Source organism: Promicromonospora sp. MEB111 (assembly GCF_030209445.1).
Lineage (GTDB): Bacteria > Actinomycetota > Actinomycetes > Actinomycetales > Cellulomonadaceae > Promicromonospora.
On sequence record NZ_JARVSD010000012.1, the window covers coordinates 193973 to 209348 of the forward strand.

Below are 15376 nucleotides of genomic sequence, written 5' to 3' on the forward strand. Positions count from 1 at the left end.
TCTCCGGGCGCGCACGGACAATCCGGCGCGCGCCCAGGCGGACGACAGCGACCGGCACGCTGACGGCGCCGAACGCTCCGGAGGCGACGAGCACGGCAGTGGCGGCCCATTCCTGCCGGCCCCACGGGACCCGGCCGGACGGTCGGGTGAACTTCTACACGCCCGCCGGCGGCCACACCCCGAGGATCACGGCCATGACCAGGATCGTGACCAGCTCGTGCGCCAGGTTCAGCGTGGTGAGCTGAGGCGGGCGGCCCTCGAAGGCGTCGTGGGTGATGAAGCGGGCCGCGGTGAAGCCGATCCAGAGCAGCACGGCCGTCACGACCGACGCTGTGAGGAAGCTGCCCTCGTAGAAGACCCACGAGATGTAGACGGCGCCGGCCAGCACCCACGCCGTCAGGAAGCTGACGATCACCGTCACGACGATGGGCCAGATGCCTGCCGCCTCGGCCGCCTTCGGGTCCACCTTCGCCAGCCGCATCCAGCGGGTGCCGAACACCCGCGGGGTGTACCAGATCGAGCCCACGACGAGCGTGGACAGCGTGGCCACGATCACGGCCCAGTAGTTCACGTCGGGGATCATCGGTGCTCCCGGTCTGTCGGGGGTGGCGAGGTGCGGTGCCAGGGGCTGGTGCCAAGGTGTGGTGCCGTGTTCGGTGGCGCGGAGAACCGGGCTCTACGCTGGCATCATGGCAGCACTCATCGCCCCCAGCATCCTGTCCGCCGACTTCGCCAACCTCGAGCGCGACCTCGGCCGGATCGCCTCCGCCGACTACGCGCACGTCGATGTGATGGACAACCACTTCGTGCCCAACCTGACGCTGGGGCTGCCGATCTTCGAGCGGCTCGCGAAGGTGTCGCCGATCCCGCTCGACGCCCACCTCATGATCGAGAACCCGGACCGGTGGGCGCCGGCGTTCGCGGAGGCGGGGGCGGCGTCGGTCACCTTCCACGCGGAGGCCGCGCAGGCGCCCGTCCGCCTGGCCCGCGAGCTGCACCGGCTCGGCGCGCGCGCCGGGGTGGCGCTGCGCCCGGCCACGCCGGTGGAGCCGTTCCTCGACCTGCTGGCCGAGATCGACATGATCCTCGTGATGACGGTCGAGCCGGGGTTCGGCGGGCAGTCGTTCATCGAGGGCACGCTGCCCAAGATCCGGCGCGCGCGGCAGGCCGTGAGCGAGTCCGGCCTGGACGTGTGGATCCAGGTCGACGGGGGAGTGTCGCGGGACACGATCGAGCGCGCGGCCGACGCCGGCGCGAACGTCTTCGTGGCGGGCTCGGCCGTGTACGGGGCCGAGGACATCCCGGCGGAGATCGCGACGCTCCGCGAGCTGGCGGCCAAGCACACCCACTGACCGGCGCTCGTTGAGTGCTGGATCTTCGCCCTTTTTCGTGTGCCAGAAGGGCAGATATCCAGCACTCAACTTGAAAATAGTGTGCCAAGCGCGTTGCGCAACCCGCTCACCACAGCGGAACGGCTCACCGGGCCCAGAGCGGGGGAGCCGGCGGCGGATGTGACGCAGGCCATGGCCGCCGACCTGGCGACCTGTGGCATGCTGACGAGCAGCAGTACGCACACACGTGCTCCGGGGTCGGTGTAATTCCGAGCCGGCGGTGACAGTCCGCGACCCGCGTCCGTCCGCAAGGACGGGCCGGTTGACCTGGTGGAACTCCAGGACCGACGGTGAAAGTCCGGATGGGAGGAAGCACGTGCGGCGGAGCCGTCCCTCGGGACGTGCGACGTCGTGACGTCGTGCGCGCGGGCAGGGCCTTCGTGGCTCCCGGCCCGCGTACCCGTCGTCCACCCCCGGAGCGCCGACGCTCGGGGAGGACGGCATGAACCAGGTACCGACCGCGCCAGACGGTCTCCAGGCCGCTGGTCGTGAGAGAGCGATGCGCCGCGCCCTCGCGCTGGCGCGGCTGGGCCCGGCGCACGGGCCCAACCCGCGCGTCGGCTGCGTGCTCCTGGACCCCGACGGCCGCACCGTCGCCGAGGGCTACCACCGTGGCGCCGGCACCCCGCACGCCGAGGCCGCCGCCCTGGCGGACGCCCGGTCCCACGGCGTGGACCCACGCGGCACGACGGCGGTCGTGACCCTGGAGCCTTGCGCGCACCACGGCCGCACCGGCCCCTGCGCGGACGCCCTGATCGAGGCCGGCGTCGTCGCCGTGCACGTCGCGGTCGGCGATCCGAACCCCGTCGCGACGGGCGGGGCGACCAGGCTCCGGGACGCGGGCATCCCGGTGTCCGTCGGCCTCCTCGCCGACGACGGCGAGGAGCTCCTGCGGCCCTGGCTGCACGCCGTCCGCACCGGCCGTCCCTACGTGACCCTCAAGCTCGCCACCAGCCTGGACGGCCGGGTCGCCGCCGTGGACGGGACCAGCCGCTGGATCACCGGCCCCCAGGCCCGCGCGCACGCCCACACGGTCCGTGCGCAGGTCGACGCGATCGCCGTCGGCTCGGGGACCGCCCTGGTCGACGACCCGTCGCTGACCGCCCGCCGGGCCGACGGCGGCCTGTTCGAGCACCAGCCGCTCCGCGTGGTCCTCGGCCGTCGCGAGGTGCCCGACGACGCCCGCCTGCGCGGGCCCGGTGGGCCGCTGCTGCAGCTGCCCACCCACGACCTCGACGCCGCGCTGCGTGAGCTCGGCGGCCGGGAGGTACGCCATGTGCTCGTGGAGGGCGGCCCCAAGCTGGCGACCGCGCTGTTGGCCGCGGACCTCGTCGACGAGCTGCACGCCTACGTCGCCCCGGTGCTGCTCGGTGCGGGCGCCACCGCCGTCGGCGACCTCGGCGTGACCACCATCGGCGAGGCCGCCCGCTTCGCGACCGAGGACGTGACCCGGCTGGGCGACGACGTGCTGCTGGTCGCGCGTCGCCTCAAGCCCGCCGAAGACATGTCCGTCGAGGACCGGTCAGCAGCAGGCCGGTCAGCAGCAGGCCCGTCAGCAGCAGTCCAGACCGCAGCCCTTTCCACTCAGGACGGCCGACCCGGCCGGCGCGCCCAGGAGGAGATCTGATGTTCACCGGAATCGTCGAGGAGCTCGGCTCCGTCGTCGCGCTCGTCCGTCCCGACGGCCCGGCCGCTGCCGACACCGTCGCCGACCCCGACGTCGTCGCGCCCGACGCCGTCCTGACCGTCGCGGGGCCGCTCGCCACGTCCGACGCGCGTCCCGGCGACTCGATCGCCGTCGACGGCGTGTGCCTGACCGTCACCTCCGTGGCCGACGGCGCGTTCGTGGCCGAGGTGATGCCGGAGACCCTGCGGCGCACGTCGCTCGGCGGCCTCGTGCCCGGCGCCCGGGTCAACCTGGAGCGGGCGCTGCCGGCGAACGGCCGCCTGGGCGGGCACGTGGTCCAGGGGCACGTCGACGGCGTGGCCACGCTCGTGCGGCGCACGCCCGGCCCGCGCTGGGACGACCTCGAGTTCTCCGCGCCCGCCGCGCTGACCCGGTACGTCGCGGAGAAGGGCTCGGTGGCGTTGTCCGGGGTCTCGCTCACCGTCACGTGGGTGTCGGACGACGGGTTCGGCGTCTCGCTCATCCCGACCACGCTCGCCGCCACCACGCTGGGCGGGCTGGCTCCGGGCGACCCGGTCAACGTGGAGGTCGACGTGCTCGCGAAGTACGTCGAACGGCTCCTGGCGAGCGGGGCGGCCCGATGACCGGCGTGCGGGTGGCGGATCCCGCGGGCGCTGACGTCACCAGCACCGACGTCACCAGCACTGACGTCGCGGGCACGGGTCTCGTGGAGCGGGCCTTCGCCGAGCTCGCCGCCGGGCGCCCCGTGCTGGTGGCGGACGACGCCGGCCGGGAGAACGAGGTGGACGCCGTCCTGGCCGCCGGCGTCGCGACGACGGAGTGGGTCGCGTGGACCGTGCGGCACTCGTCCGGCTACCTGTGCGCGCCCATGCCGGCGCGCCGGGCCGACGCCCTGGGGCTCCCGCTCATGGTGGAGCGCAGCGAGGACCCGCGCGGCACGGCCTACACGGTGTCGGTGGACGCCGTGGGCGTGTCCACGGGCATCTCGGCGGCCGACCGGGCGCTGACGCTGCGGGTGCTCGGTGACCCGGGCTCGGGCGCGCGCGACCTGATCCGGCCCGGGCACGTGCTGCCGCTGCGGGCCCGCCCCGGCGGCGTGCTGGAGCGGGCGGGGCACACCGAGGCCGCGGTGGACCTGGTGCGGCTGGCGGGCGGTTCCGGCGAGGTGGGTGCCATCGCCGAGCTGGTCCGGGACGACGGCGCCATGATGCGCCTGCCGGAGGCGCAGGAGCTGGCGCAGGAGTACGGGCTCGTGGTGCTGACGGTCGCCGACCTGGTCGCTTGGCGGCGGGCGCACGACGAGGTTCCCCCGGCCGCAGCCGAGGAGCCGGTGCTCGCGGACTCGCCCACGGATCCCTGGGTGGAGCGCGTCGCGGAGGCCGCCCTGCCGACGGCGTACGGCGACTTCCGGGTGGTGGCCTACCGCGACCTGCGGTCGGGTGCGGAGCACCTGGCCCTGACGCCGGTGGCCCCGGCGTCCGCGGCGCGGCGCGGCGAACCGGGCCTGGGCGGCGACCGGGCCCCGCTGGTGCGGGTGCACTCCGAGTGCCTCACCGGCGACGGCCTGGGCTCGCTGCGCTGCGACTGCGGCCCGCAGCTCGAGGCGTCGCTCCGGGCCGTGGCCGCCGAGGGCGGCGCCGTCGTCTACCTCCGCGGGCACGAGGGCCGCGGGATCGGCCTGGCGGCCAAGATCCAGGCGTACGCGCTGCAGGACGCCGGGCTGGACACCGTGGAGGCAAACGTCGAGCTGGGGCTGCCGGTGGACGCGCGCGAGTACGGCGCGGCGTCGGCGATCCTGGCGGACCTCGGCCTGGACGGCGTGACGCTGCTGACGAACAACCCGGAGAAGGTGACGGGCCTGCGAGCGGCGGGCACGGACGTCGTCGGGCGGCGCGGGCTCGTGGTGGGGCACGGCGCGCACAACCACCGCTACCTGGAGACCAAGCGGCTGGTGATGGGGCACCGCCTCGGCGGGGCCGACGTCGCGGAGCTGAGCGACAAGCACCACCAGAACCGCCACGAGAAGCAGAACGAGAGCCAGAACCAGAACGAAGGAGCATGCGCATGAGCGGGGCAGGAGCACCGAAGGTGACGGTCGACGGAACGGGCCTGCGGGTGGTCGTCGTCGCGGCGAGCTGGCACGAGCAGGTGATGGACGGTCTGCTGGCGGGCGCCCGTCGCGCGCTGGTGGCGTCGGGCGCCGAGTGGACGGAGCTGCGGGTCCCTGGCTCGTTCGAGCTGCCGGTGGCAGCGGCGCGGGCGGCCGGTGTCGGCGGGGGACCGGCCGCGGACGCCGTCGTCGCGCTGGGCGTCGTGATCCGCGGGGGGACGCCGCACTTCGAGTACGTGTGCTCGGCGGCGACGTCGGGCCTGACGGACGTGAGCGTGCGGACGGGGGTGCCGGTGGGCTTCGGTGTGCTGACGTGCGACACGGAGCAGCAGGCGCTGGACCGGGCCGGGCTGGAGGGGTCCGGCGAGGACAAGGGCGCGGAGGCCGTCGAGGCGGCGATCGCGACGGCGGTGACGCTGCGGAGCCTCGCGGGGACCGCGGTCTGACGTCGTCCGGCACGGCCCTCGGGTGTCGCCGTCCGACGCGGCCGGCTGACGTGCCCGGGGGCCGGCCGAACCCGTCGGACGGCGCCCGCAGCTCTTCCCGAGCTGTTCCCACCAGAATTAATAGTGTGCCAAGCGGCTGGAAGACCACCCCGGACCTGGAACCACACCGAACCAACCAGCCCCGACAAAGGGCCTGGAGGTCGGCGCACACGAAAGAGCTGGCGCACGCGAAAGAGTCGGCCCGGTCGGCACATTGACCGGGCATGAGGACTTCACGTGCCCGGCGGGCAGCAGCAGTACTGATGACGGCGGCTCTGACGGGAGCGATGGCGGGCGGGCTCGTGGGCTGTGCCGACGCGGGCTCGGCCGGCGGCTCGGCGACCCCGGCCGAGGGCGCCGCCGGGGGAGCGCCGGAGGAAGCACCTGAGGCCGCGGCCGAGGAGACCTCCGACGACCTGCTCGAAGGGTTGCCCCAGGGCGGCGTGGCGTGCGTCGACTGGGTGCGCTTCCTCGATCCGGTCGAGGCGGCCTCCGACGCCGGCGCCGTGCTGCGGGGAACCGTGGTGGAGCGGGACGGCACGGCGCAGATGTTCGGCGTCGAGGCGCACCGCTGGCTGTTCGAGGTGGACGAGGTGCTGGAGCGGCCCGACCCCGGGAGCTCGCGCGTGAACCCGGCCGCGGAGCCGCCGCCCGAGCTCGAGGTCTCGGCAGGGGAGCAGATCTCGATCGTCTCGACGCCGGAGACGTGCGGGGGAGCGGACAACCCGTATCCCGGTGGCGACCCGCTCGACCCGGCCACGGGCGCCGGCACCGGCGCCGGGACCGGCGGGGGTACGGACAACGGCACGGGCAGCGTGATCGTCCTCCTGTCCGGTTCGACGGACGACGGGTCGACCGACGAGCCCGTGGGCTTCCACCTGATCACGCCGTACCAGGGCGTCGTGGTCCCGGAGGCCGACGGATCGCTGCCGGCGGAGTGGCCCGCGACCCCGTGAGCGACCTGGCCTGCGTCCCTCCGGTACCCGCGCCGAACGAGAGTCTGGCCACAACGTGGGACGGCGAGCGGTAGTGCCCCCCTCGCCCGACTACGCTGAGCAGGTGAAGACCTTCGAGACCCTGTTCGCCGAGCTGACCGAGAAGGCCGAGACCCGTCCCGCGGGTTCGGGCACCGTGGCCCAGCTGGATGCGGGAGTCCATGCCATCGGCAAGAAGGTCGTGGAGGAGGCCGCAGAGGTCTGGATGGCGGCCGAGTACCAGTCGGACAGCGAGACCGCGGAGGAGATCTCGCAGCTCCTGTACCACCTGCAGGTCCTGATGGTCGCCAAGGGACTGACCCTCGAGGACGTGTACACGCATCTGTGACCCGGCCCCGGGAGGGCTCGACCACGACCGGTCGAGCCCTCCCGGGAGACCCGGGTCCACCGATCCGTCGTACACCCCAGAGAGGAACCAACCACATGCTGCGCATCGCCGTCCCCAACAAGGGTGCCCTGTCCGGCCCCGCCTCCGAGATGCTGCGCGAGGCGGGCTACCGCCAGCGCCGTGACACCCGCGAACTCGTGCTCGCCGACCCCGAGAACGACGTCGAGTTCTTCTTCCTGCGCCCGCGTGACGTCGCGGTCTACGTGGGCACCGGCACGGTCGACGTCGGTATCACCGGCCGCGACCTGATGCTCGACTCGGGCGCGGACGCCGTCGAGCACCTCGGCCTCGGGTTCGCCCGCTCGACCTTCCGCTACGCCGCCCCCGCCGGGCCCGGTGCGACCGACCCGGTGACCGAGATCGCCGACATCGCCGGGCGCCGTGTGGCGTCGTCGTACACCACGCTCGTGGCCCAGCACCTGGCGAAGCAGGGCGTCGAGCCCGCCGCCATCGTGCACCTGGACGGCGCCGTCGAGTCGAGCGTGCGCCTCGGCGTCGCGGACGTGATCGCGGACGTCGTGGAGACCGGCACGACCCTGCGGGCCGCGGGCCTGGAGGTCTTCGGCGACCCGATCCTGCGCTCCGAGGCCGTGCTGATCCGGCAGTCCGACGCCGAGCCGCCGGCCGGCCTGGACGTGCTGACCCGCCGCCTGGAGGGCGTGATCACCGCCCGCGAGTACGTGCTGATGGACTACGTGGTCCCCGCGGCCCGGCTCGAGGAGGCCGTGGCGATCACGCCGGGCAAGGAGTCCCCGACGGTCTCGGCGCAGCACCACAGCGATGCCTGCGCGGTGCGGGTCATGGTGCCGCGCAGCGAGACCAACCGGATCATGGACGCGCTGTATGACGTCGGGGCGCGCGCCATCATCGTGACCTCCATCCACGCCTCCCGGCTGTAGGACCGATGGGTGCCGGGTCGGGGAGCAGCGCGATCGGCCGCGGCCGGCGCGACGACCACTTCCGCACCTTTCGCGGCCGCTTCGGCACGCCCACGGCGTACGGGATCGCGGTGCTGTTCGCCGGCGGGTGCACGTTCGTCGCGCTGGCGGCGAGCGGCCCCGGGGCGGACGCCGCCAACCGGATAGCGATCATCGTGTTCGGGCTGCTGGGTGCTCTGATCGCCTGGCGGTTCGGTGCCGTGCGCGCGGTCCCGGACCGGTCCGGGCTCACCGTGGTCAACTACGCGACCAGCCGCCGGCTCACCTGGCCCGAGATCGTGACGGTCCGGTTCGGGCCCAACGACCCGTGGGTGCACCTCGACCTGGCCGACGGCGACGTGCTCGCCGTCATGGGCATCCAGCGCGCCGACGGCGAGCACGGCATGGCCGAGGCGCGGCGTCTGGTCGCCCTGATCGCGGAGCTGGGCGAGGCCGTGGAGCCCGACCAGCGGTAGCCCCGGGAAGCGCGAGCCCGGGAAGAGAAAGAGCAGAGCGCCTGTCCCGACGGACAGGCGCTCTGCTCTTGGGTCAGGGAGCGTCAGCGGCTGCTGCGCGCCTCCCAGTGGGCCGGGCCGCGGCCGCGGGGGCCGCGCTCGCCGTCCGGACGACGGTGGTCGCCACCGCTGCGCGGACCCCGCTCGCCGCCGCGCGGTGCGCCACGGTCCAGGGTGATGCGCAGCGGCTTGCCGGCCACGCGGGCGCGGGCCAGGCGGTCGAGCGCCTCGTTGTCCAGCGGCGCGATGATGTCCACCAGCGAGAAGTTGCCGAAGATGTCGATCTTGCCGACGTCGGCCCCGGTGATGCCGCCCTCGCCCGTCAGGGCGCCGACGATCCCGCCCGGCTGCACACCGTGCGTGTGGCCGACGGCGATGCGGTACCGCGTGCCCCGTGCCGGACGGCGGATGCCGCGGTCGCCCTCGGAGCGGCCGCGTGCGGAGCGGTCGCCGGACCGGTCGTGCCGGTCGCCCTCGCGGGTGTTGCGCCGGGCGGCAGCGGCCTTGGCCTCGGCCCGCTCGCGCTCGTACTCCTCCTGCTCGGCGCGGGCACGCGGGCCGTCGTCGCCCACCGCGAGCGCCGCCATGGCGGCTGCGATGTCGATGGGGTCGGTGCCGGTCTCGTCGGCGTAGGCGCGGATGAGCTCGGTGTAGAGCTCGAGGCGGCCGGCCTCGCGGCGGGCTGCGACCTTGCCGAGGGTGCGCTTGACCTGGTGGGCGGAGACGTCCCGGGGGGAGGGGATCTCGACCTCTTCGAGCTGGGCGCGGATGGTGCGCTCGATGGAGCGGAGCTTGCCGCGCTCGTGCGGGGTGACGAAGGTGAGGGCCTCGCCGGTGCGTCCGGCGCGGCCGGTGCGGCCGATGCGGTGGACGTAGGCCTCGGGCTCGCCGGGGACGTCGAAGTTGACGACGAGTCCGATGCGGTCGACGTCGAGGCCGCGGGCGGCGACGTCGGTGGCGACGAGGACGTCGAGGGCGCCGGAGCGGAGGCGCTCGACGATCTTCTCGCGTTCCTTCTGGGCGACGTCGCCGGAGATGGTGGCGGCGGAGATGCCCTTCTCGATGAGGGCGGAGCCGACGTCCTCGGCCGCGCCGCGGGTGCGGGTGAAGACGATGGCGGCGTCGGCGTCGGAGGTGGCCAGGACGCGGGCCAGGGAGCCGACCTTGTGGCGGAAGGGCACGACGGCGTAGGTCTGGCGCACCGCGGTGACGGTCGAGGCCTGCCGGGTGACGGCGATCTGGACCGGGTCGGTGAGGTGCTGGTCTGCGACCTTGCGGATGGCGGGGGGCATGGTCGCGGAGAAGAGGGCGACCTGGCGCTTGACCGGGGCCTGGCCGAAGATCTCCTCGACGTCCTCGGCGAAGCCCATGCGGAGCATCTCGTCGGCCTCGTCGAGGACGAGGAAGCGGATGTCGTCGAGCTTGAGGGCGCCGCGCTCGAGGTGGTCCTTGATGCGGCCGGGGGTGCCGACCACGACGTGGACGCCGTCGCGCAGGGCGCGCTGCTGGGGCACGTAGGGCGCGCCGCCGTAGACGGGCAGGACGCGGACGTCGTCGAGCTTGCTCGCGAAGGACTCGATCGCGTCGGCGACCTGCATGGCGAGCTCGCGGGTGGGGGTCAGGACGAGGGCCTGGACCGCGCGGAGGGCGGGGTCGACGGCGGCCAGCAGGGGCAGGCCGAAGGCGGCGGTCTTGCCGGTTCCGGTCTGGGCGACGCCGGTGATGTCGCGGCCGGCCAGCAGCTCGGGGATCGCGCGGGCCTGGATGGCCGAGGGCGTGACGAAGCCGAGCTCGGCGATGGCGGCCATGAGCGGCGCGGGCAGGTCGAGGCTCGCGAAGGTGGGGCCGGTGGGCTCGGCCGGCTGCGCCGGGGTGGGGTCAGCCGGGGTCTCGGAGTCCGCGCTGGAGCTCGTGGTCTCGGAGGTGGTGGCGGCCGCGGGGGCCGTCCGGTCGCCGGAGTCGGCGGTGACCTGGTCGGTCTCCTGCTCGGCAGGCGCGATCAGGTCAGGGGTGTCGATAGACATGCAGTGCTGCACCGTTCGTCGTCGGGTGGGGGAGTCAGGGCCGAGGTGAGGGCCCTCGCGTCGCTCGCTCCCGACACACCTTCCCCGCAGCCGAGGCTGCGGGCCTGTCTCGCACGTTGCGTGCACACACGGGAAGACGACGAACTCCAAGGGGATGTGGCACCACTGTATCGGTTGTGGGCGCCCTGAGCACAGAGGCGGGGGGCGTGACGTGCAGCACCCGGGTGATGTCGTCCGTGGTGAGGGCGTTGCGGGCGGGGTCCGGGACGTGGCTGGTGGGGTGTGTCGGGGGCTGGTGCCGGGGTGTCTGGCGGGTGGTGGCCGGGGTGGTGCGCAGGGTGGTCCTGGCCGTGCGGACGGCGCGCCCGTGCGTATACGCAACGGTCGCGCCGTAGGATGGCGGCCGAGACGAACCGGCGTGAGCAAGGGCGGTGTGCGTGTCCACTGGGGCGGAGATGAGCTCCCGGGTCCTGACCGTGCCCAACGTGATCAGCATGGTGCGGCTGGCGCTCGTGCCGGTCTTCGCCGTGCTGATCGTCGTGGGCGAGGACGGCTGGGCACTGGTGGTCCTCGCGGTCTCGGGTGTGTCGGACTGGCTCGACGGTGTGCTGGCCCGTCGCCTGAACCAGGTCACGCGGCTGGGGCAGATGCTGGACCCCTTCGCGGACCGGCTCTTCATCTTCGTGACCCTGATCGGCCTGGCCTGGCGTGAGGTGGTGCCGCTGTGGCTGGTGCTGGCGATCGTGGCACGTGACGTGCTGCTGGCGCTGACGGTGCCGGTCCTGGCCCGCCTGGGGTACGGGACGCTCAACGTGACGATGGTGGGCAAGGTGGCCACGTTCGCGCTGCTGTACGCGTTCCCGTTGCTGCTGCTCGCCGAGGTGCCAGGCTGGGTGGGTGCCGGTGCGCACGTGGTGGGCTGGGCGTTCACCTGGTGGGGTGTGGGCCTGTACTGGCTGGCGGGTCTGCAGTACGTGGCGCAGGTGCGCCGGCTGGTGGCGCAGGGATGACGACCCCGGTGGCCGGCGACGCGACCGACCGCACGGCGCGACGTCGTCCGGACGAGTCGATGACCCTCCTGCGGGAGGTCACCGAGCGGCCGCTCGACCCGGGGTACGCGGAGATGGCGCGGCGGCGCGCGGAGGCGGGCCAGACGTCCGGCCCGTTCGCGGGGCGCAGCGTGCGGAGCGTGGTGACGATGCTGCTGGTGGCGATGCTGCTGGGTGCGGTGACAGCGGTGGCGGTTCGTGACCTGCGAGCGCCGCAGCCGACGGTCACGAAGGGGCGGTCGGTGCTGATGGAGCAGATCCAGGACCGCAGTGCGCAGGTGGAGGCGTTGTCGGCGCGGGCGACGGCGCTGGATGTGCAGGTGGACGGGTTGCAGAGCAGTGGGCTGCTGCCGTCGGCGCTGCAGGAGGTCAACGAGCTGGACCGGTTGGTCAGTGGTGCGGTGCCGGTGGAGGGTCCGGGGATGGTGGTGTCGCTGACCGATGGTTCGGGTGGTGGGCTGGTGGAGCCGGGTGACGCGCCGGCGGAGTCGCGGGTGCGGGACGCGGACGTGCAGTTCGTGGTCAACGAGCTGTGGGCGGCGGGCGCGGAGGCGATCGCGGTCAACGACGAGCGGCTGACGTCGTTGTCGGCGATCCGGAACGCGGGGGACGCGATCCTGGTGGACCTGCAGCCGTTGAACGGTCCGACGTACACGATCGAGGCGATCGGGGACCCGGAGGACATGCAGGTGGAGTTCGCGCGGTCGGCCGGGCTGGGGTTCCTGCAGCTGCTGAGCGCGGAGTACGACATCAAGAACGACGTGCGCACGAGCGAGGGGATGTACCTGCCGGGTGCGGGCTCCCCGACGTTGCGGTGGGCGCGGGTGCCATCGGGCACGGAGCCGGACGCGAGCACGACACCGAGCAGCACGGCAGGTAGTCCAGCAGGCACGGAACAGGACCGATCCGAGGAGGACAACGGATGATCGCGATCGTCGGGCTGGTGATCGGTGTGGTTGCGGGGTTGGTGCTGCAGCCGACCGTTCCGCTGTTCCTGCAGCCCTACCTGCCGATCGCGGTGGTGGCCGCGCTGGATGCCCTGTTCGGCGGGCTGCGCGCGATGCTCGACGGGCTGTTCGACGACAAGGTGTTCCTGGTGTCGTTCCTGTCGAACGTGGTGGTGGCCGCGTTCATCGTGTTCCTCGGCGACCAGCTCGGCGTGGGCAGCCAGCTCTCCACGGCGGTCGTGGTGGTGCTCGGGATCCGGATCTTCTCGAACGCGGCCTCGATCCGTCGGCACATCTTCAAGGCGTGAGCATGGGCCGGGACAAGAACGGGGCGGGCGCGAAGCCCGACAAGAGCGGGTCGAACAAGCCCGGGTCGAAGGTCTCCGGGTCGGCGGCGGCCGGGCCGAAGCCTGTTGCTGACGGTCCTGTTGCTGACGGTCCTGTTGCTGACGAACCGCTCGACGACGCTCCTGTCTCGGACGTCCCCGCGGACGACGAACCCGCGGCAGTCCCTGACTCGACCTCGGACTCGGCTCCCGAGCCGGCGTCCGGCTGGAAGCGGGTGGGGCAGCTCCTGCGCCCGCGCGGTACGCGCTCGGAGCTGCTGACGGGTCTGCTGTGCCTGGCCCTGGGGTTCGCCCTGGCGGTGCAGGTGGGGCAGTCCACGGGCGACCAGCTCAGCAGCCTGCGGCAGGACGAGCTGGTGCGGCTCCTGGACGAGGTCACGCAGCGTGCCGAGCAGCTCGACGCCGAGGTGTCGGACCTGGAGGAGATCCGGGACGACCTGCAGTCGGAGGACGGGCGCGACCAGGCGGCGCGGGATCTCGCGCAGCAGCGCGCGGAGCAGGAGGGCATCCTGTCGGGTCGTCTCCCGGCACAGGGACCGGGCGTGCAGATCCACGTGGCCGACGGCGCCAAGCCGCTGGAGGCGCAGGCGTTGTTCAACCTGCTCGAGGAGCTGCGCAACGCCGGGGCCGAGGCGATCCAGGTCAACGGCGTCCGCCTGGTGACCACCAGCTACTTCGTGGACTCCGGCGGCGGCATCGTGCTCGACGGCGCCGCGATCGCCTCCCCGTACGAGTGGACGGCCATCGGCGACCCCGACACGATCGACCGCGCCCTGGAGATCCCCGGCGGCGCCCTGCCCCGGATCCGTGAGGAGGGCGGCGAGGCGACCACCACCACCTCCGACGAGGTACTGGTCGACGCCGTCCGCATCCCGGGTCAGCCCGAGCACGCGGAACCCGTGGCGCCGGGCGACGAAAAGTGACCCCCGCCACGTTCCTGACCTGCTCGGACACCGGCTGTGGGCCAACCTGCTGAACCGGCATGCGGAACCGCCCGCAGGTAGGTAGTTTTATCCGGGTTGGTTCCCGACATTGGTTTTCGCCGCTACCCCGATCGGGGTAGGTTGAGTGGAACCCGGACGATGCCCCGGCCGTTGTCCCAACGTAGTCACCCAGTTCCATCAACATCGCACCCGAGGAGACCTGATGACGGACCCCAGCGCCCATCCGGTCGGGCCCGATACCACGGCCAACCTGGGTCGCATCGCGTTCCCGACCTCCGACGAGCAGGCGCCGCGCACGGCCCTGAGCCCGGAGGAGGCGGCAGCGGTCGCCGCTCTGCCCCGGCACTCCGCACTGCTCATCGTGCAGCGCGGCCCCGGGTTCGGTGCCCGGTTCCTGCTGGACACCGGCCGTTCTGTCGCGGGCCGCAGCGAGCAGGCGGACATCTTCCTCGACGACGTCACCGTGTCGCGCAAGCACGCCGAGTTCGTCCGGGAGGGCGACTCGTTCGTCGTGCGTGACATCGGCTCCCTGAACGGGACCTACGTCAACCGGGGCCGGATCGACGCCGCGACACTCGTGACGGGCGACGAGGTGCAGATCGGCAAGTTCCGCCTGACCTTCCACGCCAGCCCGCAGTCGCCGGCCCAGTGGGGCCCGGGAACGCCCGCCCCGTGACCACCGGCGCCGCACGCGACCATGACCGTGACCGTGCGCACGGTCATGACGCGGACCTCGACGCGCCCTGGCCCCGGGGAATCTCCCGGCAGGCCACGATGCGGATCAGCGACGTCCTGCGTGCCCTGGGCCAGGAGTTCCCCTCCGTCTCGCACTCCAAGCTCCGCTTCCTGGAGGAGCAGGGCCTGATCGAGCCCGTGCGGACACCGTCGGGCTACCGCCAGTACAGCCAGGCCGACGTCGAGCGGCTGCGGTTCGTCCTGACCGAGCAGCGCGACAGCTACATGCCGCTGAAGGTCATCAAGGAGCGCCTGGCGGCGATGGACGCCGACCCCGACTCTGCCGAGCACCCCGCACCACGGCTCGCCGCGAACGGGTCACCGGCGCGCCGCCGCTGGACCGCCCCCGCCGTGGCCGAGGCAGCGGGCGTCACCGAGGAGTTCGTGCAGAGCCTGGCCCAGGCCGGGCTCCTGCCCACGTCGGGCAGCACGTTCGGGCCCGGCGCCGTCGAGGTCGCACGCATCGCGGGAGCGCTCGCCGAGTTCGGCGTCGAGCCCCGCCACCTGCGTACCTTCCGCACCGCAGCCGACCGGCAGGTCACCCTCGTGGACCAGGTCGTCGCCCCGCTGCGCAGCCAGCAGGCCAGCGCGGGCCGCGGCCGCGCCGCGAGCATGGCCGGCGAGATGGCCGAGCTGTTCACCCGCCTGCACACCGCGTGGGTCCGGCAGGGCGTCGAAGACCTCGGCTGAGCCGGAGGCGCAGTGCAGCGTGCGGGCCGGGGGACGAGGCACGCGCCCGGAGCGGAACCGCAGGCTCAGCCGGCAACAAGCAGAGGCTGAGCGACGCGACCGTAAGTTTTGCCGTCGGCGCACCCGCCCGTGACCAGGAACTTGACCCGAGCGCGCGACGAGCGGTGGCAGGACGCCGTACGGTGAAAGCG

At 73.3% G+C, this 15376-nt stretch carries 17 protein-coding genes and 1 riboswitch; of the genes, 15 read left to right on the forward strand and 2 right to left on the reverse strand.

Annotated elements, in window-relative coordinates:
• Positions 1 to 154: 154 nt before the first annotated feature.
• The gene (locus tag QRN56_RS15485) at positions 155 to 583 is read right to left on the reverse strand and encodes a DUF1761 domain-containing protein (RefSeq protein WP_285104701.1); all 429 of its coding nucleotides are present in this window, start codon (positions 581 to 583) and stop codon (positions 155 to 157) included.
• Between the two features lie 106 nt (positions 584 to 689).
• Here QRN56_RS15485 and rpe point away from each other — a divergent pair, with 106 nt between their 5' ends.
• The 9 genes from rpe (at position 690) to QRN56_RS15530 (ending at position 8410) form a co-directional block, all read left to right on the forward strand.
• Positions 690 to 1352: a ribulose-phosphate 3-epimerase gene (gene rpe / locus QRN56_RS15490; protein ID WP_285104703.1), complete on the forward strand. Its 663-nt coding sequence runs from the start codon at positions 690 to 692 to the stop codon at positions 1350 to 1352.
• A 222-nt stretch (positions 1353 to 1574) separates the two neighbouring features.
• Positions 1575 to 1711, forward strand: a riboswitch (FMN riboswitch).
• A gap of 122 nt (positions 1712 to 1833) precedes the next feature.
• Complete coding sequence (ribD, locus tag QRN56_RS15495; RefSeq protein ID WP_285104704.1) at positions 1834 to 3018, forward strand: bifunctional diaminohydroxyphosphoribosylaminopyrimidine deaminase/5-amino-6-(5-phosphoribosylamino)uracil reductase RibD; 1185 nt, start codon at positions 1834 to 1836, stop codon at positions 3016 to 3018.
• Positions 3018 to 3662 (forward strand): riboflavin synthase, encoded by a 645-nt coding sequence (locus tag QRN56_RS15500; RefSeq protein ID WP_285104706.1) that lies wholly within the window; start codon positions 3018 to 3020, stop codon positions 3660 to 3662. Before ribD ends, QRN56_RS15500 begins: the two co-directional genes overlap by 1 nt.
• Entirely contained in the window at positions 3659 to 5107 is a 1449-nt protein-coding gene (ribA, locus tag QRN56_RS15505) for a GTP cyclohydrolase II (RefSeq protein WP_285104707.1), read from the forward strand. Before QRN56_RS15500 ends, ribA begins: the two co-directional genes overlap by 4 nt.
• Positions 5104 to 5595, forward strand: coding sequence for a 6,7-dimethyl-8-ribityllumazine synthase (ribH, locus tag QRN56_RS15510; protein WP_285104708.1), 492 nt, complete (start codon positions 5104 to 5106; stop codon positions 5593 to 5595). The genes ribA and ribH overlap by 4 nt, the downstream gene beginning before the upstream one ends.
• A 302-nt stretch (positions 5596 to 5897) precedes the next feature.
• A complete protein-coding gene (locus QRN56_RS15515) occupies positions 5898 to 6590 on the forward strand; it encodes a hypothetical protein (protein WP_285104709.1) in 693 nt (230 codons plus the stop codon).
• Positions 6591 to 6693: 103 nt separating this feature from the next.
• Complete coding sequence (locus QRN56_RS15520) at positions 6694 to 6957, forward strand: phosphoribosyl-ATP diphosphatase (protein ID WP_108494143.1); 264 nt, start codon at positions 6694 to 6696, stop codon at positions 6955 to 6957.
• 95 nt (positions 6958 to 7052) lie between these two features.
• Positions 7053 to 7916 (forward strand): ATP phosphoribosyltransferase, encoded by an 864-nt coding sequence (gene hisG / locus QRN56_RS15525; protein WP_285104710.1) that lies wholly within the window; start codon positions 7053 to 7055, stop codon positions 7914 to 7916.
• 5 nt (positions 7917 to 7921) lie between these two features.
• Entirely contained in the window at positions 7922 to 8410 is a 489-nt protein-coding gene (locus QRN56_RS15530) for a PH domain-containing protein (protein ID WP_285104711.1), read from the forward strand.
• Between the two features lie 83 nt (positions 8411 to 8493).
• On the opposite strand, the gene QRN56_RS15535 is transcribed toward QRN56_RS15530, so the two are convergent.
• The gene (locus tag QRN56_RS15535) at positions 8494 to 10473 is read right to left on the reverse strand and encodes a DEAD/DEAH box helicase (RefSeq protein ID WP_285104713.1); all 1980 of its coding nucleotides are present in this window, start codon (positions 10471 to 10473) and stop codon (positions 8494 to 8496) included.
• A 437-nt stretch (positions 10474 to 10910) separates the two neighbouring features.
• Between QRN56_RS15535 and clsA the strand changes: the two genes are divergently transcribed.
• From clsA to ftsR, 6 genes are all read left to right on the forward strand, one after another.
• Positions 10911 to 11483, forward strand: a complete 573-nt coding sequence (gene clsA / locus QRN56_RS15540) for a cardiolipin synthase ClsA (RefSeq protein ID WP_285104715.1) — start codon at positions 10911 to 10913, stop codon at positions 11481 to 11483.
• Positions 11480 to 12448 carry a DUF881 domain-containing protein gene (locus QRN56_RS15545; protein ID WP_285104716.1) on the forward strand — a complete coding sequence of 323 codons (969 nt, stop codon included), beginning with the start codon at positions 11480 to 11482 and terminating at the stop codon, positions 12446 to 12448. The genes clsA and QRN56_RS15545 overlap by 4 nt, the downstream gene beginning before the upstream one ends.
• Positions 12445 to 12777, forward strand: coding sequence for a small basic family protein (locus QRN56_RS15550; RefSeq protein WP_285104718.1), 333 nt, complete (start codon positions 12445 to 12447; stop codon positions 12775 to 12777). The genes QRN56_RS15545 and QRN56_RS15550 overlap by 4 nt, the downstream gene beginning before the upstream one ends.
• Positions 12778 to 12779: 2 nt before the next feature.
• Positions 12780 to 13739, forward strand: a complete 960-nt coding sequence (locus QRN56_RS15555) for a DUF881 domain-containing protein (protein WP_285104864.1) — start codon at positions 12780 to 12782, stop codon at positions 13737 to 13739.
• 223 nt (positions 13740 to 13962) lie between these two features.
• Positions 13963 to 14436 (forward strand): FHA domain-containing protein, encoded by a 474-nt coding sequence (locus tag QRN56_RS15560; protein WP_020015374.1) that lies wholly within the window; start codon positions 13963 to 13965, stop codon positions 14434 to 14436.
• Positions 14437 to 14534: 98 nt separating this feature from the next.
• The gene (ftsR, locus tag QRN56_RS15565; protein ID WP_285104720.1) at positions 14535 to 15185 is read left to right on the forward strand and encodes a transcriptional regulator FtsR; all 651 of its coding nucleotides are present in this window, start codon (positions 14535 to 14537) and stop codon (positions 15183 to 15185) included.
• Positions 15186 to 15376 lie beyond the last annotated feature (191 nt).

Bases quoted from the DNA above. Each gene is read 5' to 3' on its own strand.
- QRN56_RS15485 (WP_285104701.1), bottom strand. From the start codon at position 583: ATGATCCCCGACGTGAACTACTGGGCCGTGATCGTGGCCACGCTGTCC.
- rpe (WP_285104703.1), top strand. From the start codon at position 690: ATGGCAGCACTCATCGCCCCCAGCATCCTGTCCGCCGACTTCGCCAAC.
- ribD (WP_285104704.1), top strand. From the start codon at position 1,834: ATGAACCAGGTACCGACCGCGCCAGACGGTCTCCAGGCCGCTGGTCGT.
- QRN56_RS15500 (WP_285104706.1), top strand. From the start codon at position 3,018: ATGTTCACCGGAATCGTCGAGGAGCTCGGCTCCGTCGTCGCGCTCGTC.
- ribA (WP_285104707.1), top strand. From the start codon at position 3,659: ATGACCGGCGTGCGGGTGGCGGATCCCGCGGGCGCTGACGTCACCAGC.
- ribH (WP_285104708.1), top strand. From the start codon at position 5,104: ATGAGCGGGGCAGGAGCACCGAAGGTGACGGTCGACGGAACGGGCCTG.
- QRN56_RS15515 (WP_285104709.1), top strand. From the start codon at position 5,898: ATGACGGCGGCTCTGACGGGAGCGATGGCGGGCGGGCTCGTGGGCTGT.
- hisG (WP_285104710.1), top strand. From the start codon at position 7,053: ATGCTGCGCATCGCCGTCCCCAACAAGGGTGCCCTGTCCGGCCCCGCC.
- QRN56_RS15530 (WP_285104711.1), top strand. From the start codon at position 7,922: ATGGGTGCCGGGTCGGGGAGCAGCGCGATCGGCCGCGGCCGGCGCGAC.
- QRN56_RS15535 (WP_285104713.1), bottom strand. From the start codon at position 10,473: ATGTCTATCGACACCCCTGACCTGATCGCGCCTGCCGAGCAGGAGACC.
- QRN56_RS15545 (WP_285104716.1), top strand. From the start codon at position 11,480: ATGACGACCCCGGTGGCCGGCGACGCGACCGACCGCACGGCGCGACGT.
- QRN56_RS15550 (WP_285104718.1), top strand. From the start codon at position 12,445: ATGATCGCGATCGTCGGGCTGGTGATCGGTGTGGTTGCGGGGTTGGTG.
- QRN56_RS15555 (WP_285104864.1), top strand. From the start codon at position 12,780: ATGGGCCGGGACAAGAACGGGGCGGGCGCGAAGCCCGACAAGAGCGGG.
- QRN56_RS15560 (WP_020015374.1), top strand. From the start codon at position 13,963: ATGACGGACCCCAGCGCCCATCCGGTCGGGCCCGATACCACGGCCAAC.
- ftsR (WP_285104720.1), top strand. From the start codon at position 14,535: ATGCGGATCAGCGACGTCCTGCGTGCCCTGGGCCAGGAGTTCCCCTCC.